Here is a 7,059-nt window from a genome sequence, read left to right on the forward strand (position 1 = left end):
CCCAAAATCAAACTGAATTTGTGTGGCACAGGCCAGAAAGCCTGTTCTTGAGGATTTGACAGGGCCATGAAAGTAATATAAAATCTCAAATCATATAACTTTTATTCTCTCCAATTGTGCTTCTAAGTTCTCGATTAAATTATTTACTAACTGTAACTGGTACTGTTGAACATTCATATTTAATGGCTCTTTGCTGTCTTGAAAACAGATAACTTTTCCGGCAATTTCCTTGTAGTGTTGCAGCATGGAAAAAGTATCGGTACTGAAGCGAGCAAGATAGTTTTTAGCAGCCTCGCGGCAAATTTCCGTTACTTGATTTAGATAAGCTTCTGACGATTCAGGCGGCTTTTCATTCCCACTTCTTTTATTCAAAATATAGCTAGCACCGCCGACTACTGCGGCTCCCACAGGCCCGCCCAATAGCCAACCTAAGCCGGTGGCGATCGCCACTGGAGCCACTTCGCCCTCGTTCGACTTTTGAGCTGGATGTGGTGGCGGTTCCGGTAAGGTGACTTGCGGGGATGGAGGAAACGAAATCAAAAGTGCGATCGGCTGTTCTTTATCAAAGAATTCGCAAGCTTTATTTACCCATTCTGCGATGGTTTGCTGCTGATGTAAGACCTCTCGCTCAAATTTTAGCTTCCACGCATCAAAACTCCCTTCCTGGAGCGACAGCGCCATTTCCGATTGATACCGCTGCAAAAGTGTGGGCTGGTAAAGCCAAATCTCGAAATCGGAAACGCTGGCTTGAAAGCCTTTTGATATCAGTTTTTCGGCTTTTTGTTTAATTTCAATTTTGTCTTTATGCTTTTTTTGACCGGCGGCTATTTCTGCGGTGACAGTTTCAGCTTTGGCTCGGAGAGATTGGCAAATTTTAGTAGCTATAGCTTCAATTCTGGGCAACTTAACTGCTATTTGTTCCTGTTGATCTGCTACAATACTTTGCAAAGCCGATTCAAAGCTGGCAATTCCTGTAGTTTGGGCGGCCGCCACATCTCCTTTCAGCCTCGCCCTCAAAGCCGGCAAAGCATCGACGCGGTAGATATTGCTGATATTGTTCGGCAAGTTCGAGCGAAAACTTTCGGCAACAAACAACAAGCGATTGTAAACTTGTTTTTGGTCGTCGGGTTCGAGTAGATTGAGAAAATTGGCAACAAAGACGACTGTGTTGATGTTGCGATCGCTCAACCAATCTCTCAAGTTCTCTCGTTCCCCTAAAGTCATCAATTTGCGAGCATCTAAAACCTGCACAATTAAATCAGCCGTTAGCAATTTATCCCGAACCAAATTATCCTGTTCTTCGCGGTCATTGGTTCCCGGTAAATCCAGCAATTCCACACCGGTTTGCAGGAATGGATGGGGACAGTAAACATTCACGGCCGCCACATCATCCCGCATTTGTCTCGCGTCGTCAAGGATGGCGTAGCGTTTCAAAACATCAGTCCCCGGTTCGCTAATTTCCGTGCCGTCTTTCAGGGTAATTTTTGCGTGCAATTCCTCGCCGTAGTTGACATAAATGGCAGCACCTGTAGTGGGCACAAGGTCGATCGGCAAAGCACGATTTCCCAGCAAAGCATTGAGCAAAGTTGACTTGCCGTAATTAAACGGGCCAAAAACAGCAATTTGAAAAGTTGGTTTGGCGAGATAGTCGCAAATTGAGGTGGTATCTCGATACAGTTGGGAGTTTTTATCCAGTTCGAGAATACCGAGTGCTGATTTGAGATAGTCGGTCAGGTTTTGATAAGTTTCTGGTTGTTGCATATTGTTGTTTTATTTCATCTAGCTGATGCTAGGAAAGCTTGATATAGCGATTCAATACTCTGCGACTCTGCAGAAACATCAGCATCCAATTTTTTCAACCGCTGCGATTCAGCCTGACAATTAATCTCGCGAGATTCCTTTTGAGCCAGCAAATTATCTAACTCAGACTTTCGAGAAGTAATATCAGCATTCATGCGATCGCTCACTTCCCGCCCGTAAACATCAAAACACTCTTTTACAGCATCATGAATCGGCTGCCACTGCTCTTGAGCCACCTGCGGCAGATATTTCACTAGCTCTTTTTTCGCCGCTTTCACCAACTGTTTATGAGCTCCGTCTGCTTGCAAAACCCCAACACCCATGCCCAACAAAGCCAAGTACAGCGGCCCCAAAACAATCCCCGTCAAACTAGCAAGAATCGTACTGACGCTCAACACAGTGATTAAGTTGAGCAGGATATTTTTCCAATCAAAACCCGCTCCGGCCATTGCTACACCTGCCAGATTTCCGGTAGTTAACGAGAACAATCCCATCGCCCATTTTGCCCAACCGGGCGAGTTATCTTCGTTCGAGTTGCTGACTGCTGCTGGTATCTTTTGTCCCGTCAGTTTTTCGGTAATTTTTTCAGTCACTTTCGTGTAAGATGCCCCGTAATTTGCGGCACTTTTCGAGAGTTGCGAAAATGCTGAATTCATCTCTTGTTCGGCAGTTAGAGTCCAAGCTGCTAGTTTGTCATTGATGTACTGCTCGAATGCTCGTTTGAGCGATGCTTCAAAAGCTTCTCGCTTGCCTTGGCTGAAGAAATCCAGAAATCTCAGTTCAGGTTGATACCGTAAGAAATCTGTTTCAAAGGTATTTTCTAAGTTGAGAACGTAGGCGCGGAAAGAATCTGCGATCGCCCGCGATTTACTATCTCTAACTCCGCTAATTTCTTGTTGAAATTCATCGCGAATCTGAGTCAGCTTTTTAAACTCCGGCTCAACTGAATTAATCTTTTCCTTCAACTCATTGACATCGCGATCGAGTAATGGTAATCTGCGCCCAACAGTTTCGCGGACACGAGCAGAAATTTGACGCGCCAAAGTCCTCGCCGGACGCAATTCCGAAATCGCTCTTTCCTGGGTCAAAAATGTATTTAGTGCCGCCATAAACTCTGGAAAACCAGTTCCTGTCAAATCCGCATCCGGGTTTTTCATCCGCAACCTGAGCGCCTTAATTGAGGTAATTGCAAACACTCGCTCGTCGTAAATGTCGTGGCCTTCTGTTAAACAATATTCAGCCAAATTAGCTTGAAAAACCCGCCGCAGTTTCCCTTCTGCTTCTGCTAATTCTTCAGGATCGTCCGGGTCAATCAAACTTTCCCGCACCTGATCCCAAGCATTTATCAGGAAGAAAATGCTCAATCCGCGACCTTTGATGTAATTTTCTAGATAGCGTCTTTCACCCATTGTACAAGGCTGAGTTGCCCTGAGCACAAACAAAATAGCGTGGCAGTTGTTGATGTAACCGAGAGATAATTCGTTGCGGGATTCTGTATCGTTTAGTCCGGGACTGTCTACTATTTCTATGCCTTTTTCTAGCAAAGGTAAGGGATATTCTACTACGGCACAATCGATATCAGGAAATGCTGGTTTCTTTTCTTCTTCTAAGCGTTTTGCCTCAGCGGGGTCAATTGTGTAGTTCTGTTTAAAACTTTTAAAATCTAGCTGTTTTGGGCTTTTGCCGTCATTGAAATAAACTGTTACTTTTTTTTCTGAACCATATCGCAAAATCGTCAGCAAAGCTGTACAGGGGTTTACGTCGCTGGGTAGTAAGTTTTCGCCGATTAACGCATTGAGAAAAGTGCTTTTGCCGCGTTTCATGTCGCCTAGCACTAGCAGCCGAAAGACTCCTTGGCGCAAGTTTTTACTGGCGACATCAATGTCGGCGTTGTCTGTTTCTAAACCCAGTTTTCCCGATGCTTCTCCTCCAGCTAATTCTGATTGGTTGATGGCTGTTGCGATGTTGCTGAGGCGATCGGCAATTTCTCGGCGGACGGCTGCTACTCGCTCTAAATCGTTGAGAAAGTTGCTAGTTTCTACTTTAAGGTTCATGGGTATTTCCTGATAGTTTCCTGCTTGAAATTCTCAACTTTTGTCTTCTTCAATAAACATTTTGTAAGCGATGAAAGCAATGCCTCCCACTATCAGCGCGGCTGCCAACCAAGATGCTATGCGAACTGCAACGATAACAGCAATGACAATGCCTGTAAATTGAGCGGCTGCTATAATTTTTCTGCGCCACTGTTTGAGTTTGCCGTTAACTTGGCTGTCGGGTTCTTGGTACTTGCTTGTTAGATGTTCGGGCACTGAACGGTCAATTTCGGCTTCTAGTTCGCGGAGCCGAATTTCTTGTTCGCGCTTCCGCAGTTCTTGTTCTTTGCGCCGGAGTTCTCTGGATTTGTTGTCTGGAGAATTCATAAATTTTAGCCTGTTTTTCGCTGAAAAAATGTGTTATTTATTGTCAATGTTGCGGAGCGATAAGTTCTCTACGACTGTAACTCACCTTTTCCGGCGTGTCGAGAAATGTTAAGAAATTTTAAAAAGGGCGATTCCCTACGGGATAGCTACGCTGTCGCGCATTTAAATTGTATATTCAGGGCGGGCGGGACGCCCACCCCACCCCACAAGACGGGGAATTGTTTTTTAACAGACAATTTAAATGTAGAACAGCTTACGCTTCACGACTAATTAAGCCGATCGCCCTACGCCCTAGATTAGCCGCTGCAAATCATCAATAGCCTTCGGGCCCGATAGTAGTGCGATCGCACTCGGCTTCCGACAAATCACCCAAGCGCGATCGAAATAAGTTGCAGCCCGCTAATTGAGCTTGGCTTAACTTTGCTTTCTCCAAATTAGCTCGGCTCAAATCCGCATATCTCAAATCGGCATTCGTCAAATCTGCATTGTACAAATCCGCACCTTGCAAATTGGCTTTCTGCAAATTAGCACCTTGCAAATTGGCGTGACGCAAATTTGCTCTTGATAAGTTGGCTCTTGATAAAGTTGCTTCCGACAAGTTAGCTTGATAAAGTTGAATGTCGCCCAATTCAGCCTCTTGCAAATCAGTTTTATAAAGATTAGCTTGCGTCAAATTTCCGTAGGGCAAATAAGCTCGCCTCAGAACGCTACCAGAAAGATTTATTTCTGTCAAATCTGCTTGAAACAAGTTATTTTCACTTAAGTCAACGGCGTTAAAGTTTCGCTGGCCCTCAGCATACTGAGCAAGCAATTCCTCAGCGCTTAGCTTTTGCATTTTCACTCCTCATGACGACAGCTACTGCAGCCAATCCATAACAGTAATTAATGGTTATTATTCTGCGTATTTATACTTATGCCTATTCTTATGTTAAGCTTGTGTAACAACAGTCGCATTTTTTCTAAGATTTTTTTTATATTTGTAAATTTCTGCCTTGCTCGACCAGTAAGCGGTTAGTAATGTCAAGATCGATCGAGAAACCAAAGCCAATCCTCTACTGAAATATGCCAGAACTTCCTCTCTCCATTGCTCAGCACTACCACGAACGGACAAAATACGACCCTGAAACCATTGCTGCTAAAAGCAAACAGCTAGATTGGACAGAGCAACCTGTGCCTTTCAAAGAATATAAAATTGGAGCGTATTTTGACCTCAAGCCTTATCTAAAAGACCCCTCGGAGGATGCCGATGCCGATCCCGATGCCGCTTGGTGGCATCGGTTATCTAGCTTGTTGCTGTGCAGCTACGGGTTGACGGCGAAAGTGCAGACGGTAGACGACAGCTACCTGTATTTGCGATCTGCACCGTCGGCGGGTGGACTCTACCCAGCAGAGGTTTATTTAATCTCCCGTGGCACTGCCCAGTTGCCGGCCGGACTCTACAATTATCAGTGCAGAACTCATTCACTTGTTCATTTTTGGGACAGTCAAGTTTGGCCGACATTGCAAGCAGCTTGTTTCCAGTCGCCAGCGCTAGAAAATACCCAATTGGCGATCGCCATTACCACTGTTTTTTTTCGTTCTTCTTGGCGTTACGAAGACCGAGCTTATCGGCGAATTTTTCTAGACACCGGTCATTTATTGAGCAATATCGAGTTAGCTTGCGCCGTCAACGATTACCGACCTCACCTGATTGGAGGATTCGCCGACGAAGCTGTCAATGAATTACTGTACATCGACTCGGATCAAGAAGGAGCAATTTGTGTAGTTGCTTTAGCCGACTTGCTAGATATTGACCAAAACTTGCCTAAATTTAAAACAGCTTTGCCCGGAAACACCACCACTGATTACCCGAAAATTTCCGAAGGTCAACTGTTAAAATACCTCCACAAAGCCACGCATTTAGAATCAGACCCTACCGGAGCTGATGGCTGGAAACTTGATGAAAGTGAAGGGGAATTAGAGGATAAATACAACTTTCCATTTTGTACTAAAGTTTCGACTGTCACTCCTTCGATTCCTTGGGGAGTGAACCTGGAAACTTTAGAAAACACTATGCTCAAAAGGCGTTCGACCCGTGCTTATACAGGTGCTTCTTTGAGCTTGGGCGAACTGCTAGCTATGCTCGATTTTACTTACCAGCCGCAGCACTATATCGACCAAGGATTAGACGGTAATCCCGACTATTTCGATCTAAGTTTGATCGAGACTTTTATTGCTGTTTCGGGAGTGCATGGCTTAGAAGAAGGCTGTTACTATTACGCTCCGAAAGCTCAAGAATTGCGGCAAATTCGGTTTAAAAATTTCCGCAGGGAATTGCATTTTTTGTGTTTGGGGCAAGACTTGGGCAGAGATGCGGGGGCGCTGTTATTTCACACGGCGGATTTGAACAGGGCTGTAGCAAAATATGGCGATCGAGTTTACCGCTATTTGCACATGGACGCGGGTCATTTGGGCCAGCGGTTGAATTTAGCAGCTATGCAACTGCGTTTGGGTGTCAGCGGTATCGCGGGCTTTTTTGACGATCGCGTCAATGACGTTCTCGGTATTCCTGCGGGTGAGGCAGTGCTTTATATTACAAGTTTGGGCAGACCTCGATCGTAAGAATAACTTAGTTGTTATTTGTCAGTAGTATTGCTTCACTACGCCCAGACGCATCTAAATTTTATAGTCAAGTTTGATGAAATTAACATCTTACACCATTCTCAAGAACAGGCAAGATGCCTGTTCCACACAGAGTTAAATTCGGTGTTCCATAAAAAGTGAAATTCTTGTGGGGAGTAGGGGTTGGGCGTCCCGCCCGCCCAAAAAATACAACAGAACAGGCAAGATGCCTGTTCCA

Annotated in this window: 5 protein-coding genes; 1 reads left to right on the forward strand and 4 read right to left on the reverse strand. The window is 44.9% G+C overall.

What is annotated here, in order from left to right:
- Positions 1 to 90: 90 nt before the first annotated feature.
- The 4 genes from QT987_RS23640 to QT987_RS23655 all read right to left on the reverse strand — a co-directional run bounded on the left by QT987_RS23640 (position 91) and on the right by QT987_RS23655 (position 5,055).
- The gene (locus QT987_RS23640) at positions 91 to 1,761 is read right to left on the reverse strand and encodes a dynamin family protein (RefSeq protein WP_333245079.1); all 1,671 of its coding nucleotides are present in this window, start codon (positions 1,759 to 1,761) and stop codon (positions 91 to 93) included.
- Positions 1,762 to 1,775: 14 nt separating this feature from the next.
- Positions 1,776 to 3,854 carry a dynamin family protein gene (locus QT987_RS23645; protein WP_333245082.1) on the reverse strand — a complete coding sequence of 693 codons (2,079 nt, stop codon included), beginning with the start codon at positions 3,852 to 3,854 and terminating at the stop codon, positions 1,776 to 1,778.
- A gap of 33 nt (positions 3,855 to 3,887) precedes the next feature.
- The gene (locus tag QT987_RS23650) at positions 3,888 to 4,220 is read right to left on the reverse strand and encodes a hypothetical protein (RefSeq protein ID WP_333245086.1); all 333 of its coding nucleotides are present in this window, start codon (positions 4,218 to 4,220) and stop codon (positions 3,888 to 3,890) included.
- 313 nt (positions 4,221 to 4,533) lie between these two features.
- Positions 4,534 to 5,055 (reverse strand): pentapeptide repeat-containing protein, encoded by a 522-nt coding sequence (locus tag QT987_RS23655; RefSeq protein ID WP_333245089.1) that lies wholly within the window; start codon positions 5,053 to 5,055, stop codon positions 4,534 to 4,536.
- Between the two features lie 227 nt (positions 5,056 to 5,282).
- Here QT987_RS23655 and QT987_RS23660 point away from each other — a divergent pair, with 227 nt between their 5' ends.
- The gene (locus QT987_RS23660; RefSeq protein WP_333245092.1) at positions 5,283 to 6,821 is read left to right on the forward strand and encodes a SagB/ThcOx family dehydrogenase; all 1,539 of its coding nucleotides are present in this window, start codon (positions 5,283 to 5,285) and stop codon (positions 6,819 to 6,821) included.
- Positions 6,822 to 7,059: the final 238 nt, after the last annotated feature.

The organism is Microcoleus sp. SVA1B4, assembly GCF_036700545.1.
Classification (GTDB): Bacteria; Cyanobacteriota; Cyanobacteriia; order Cyanobacteriales; family Microcoleaceae; genus Microcoleus.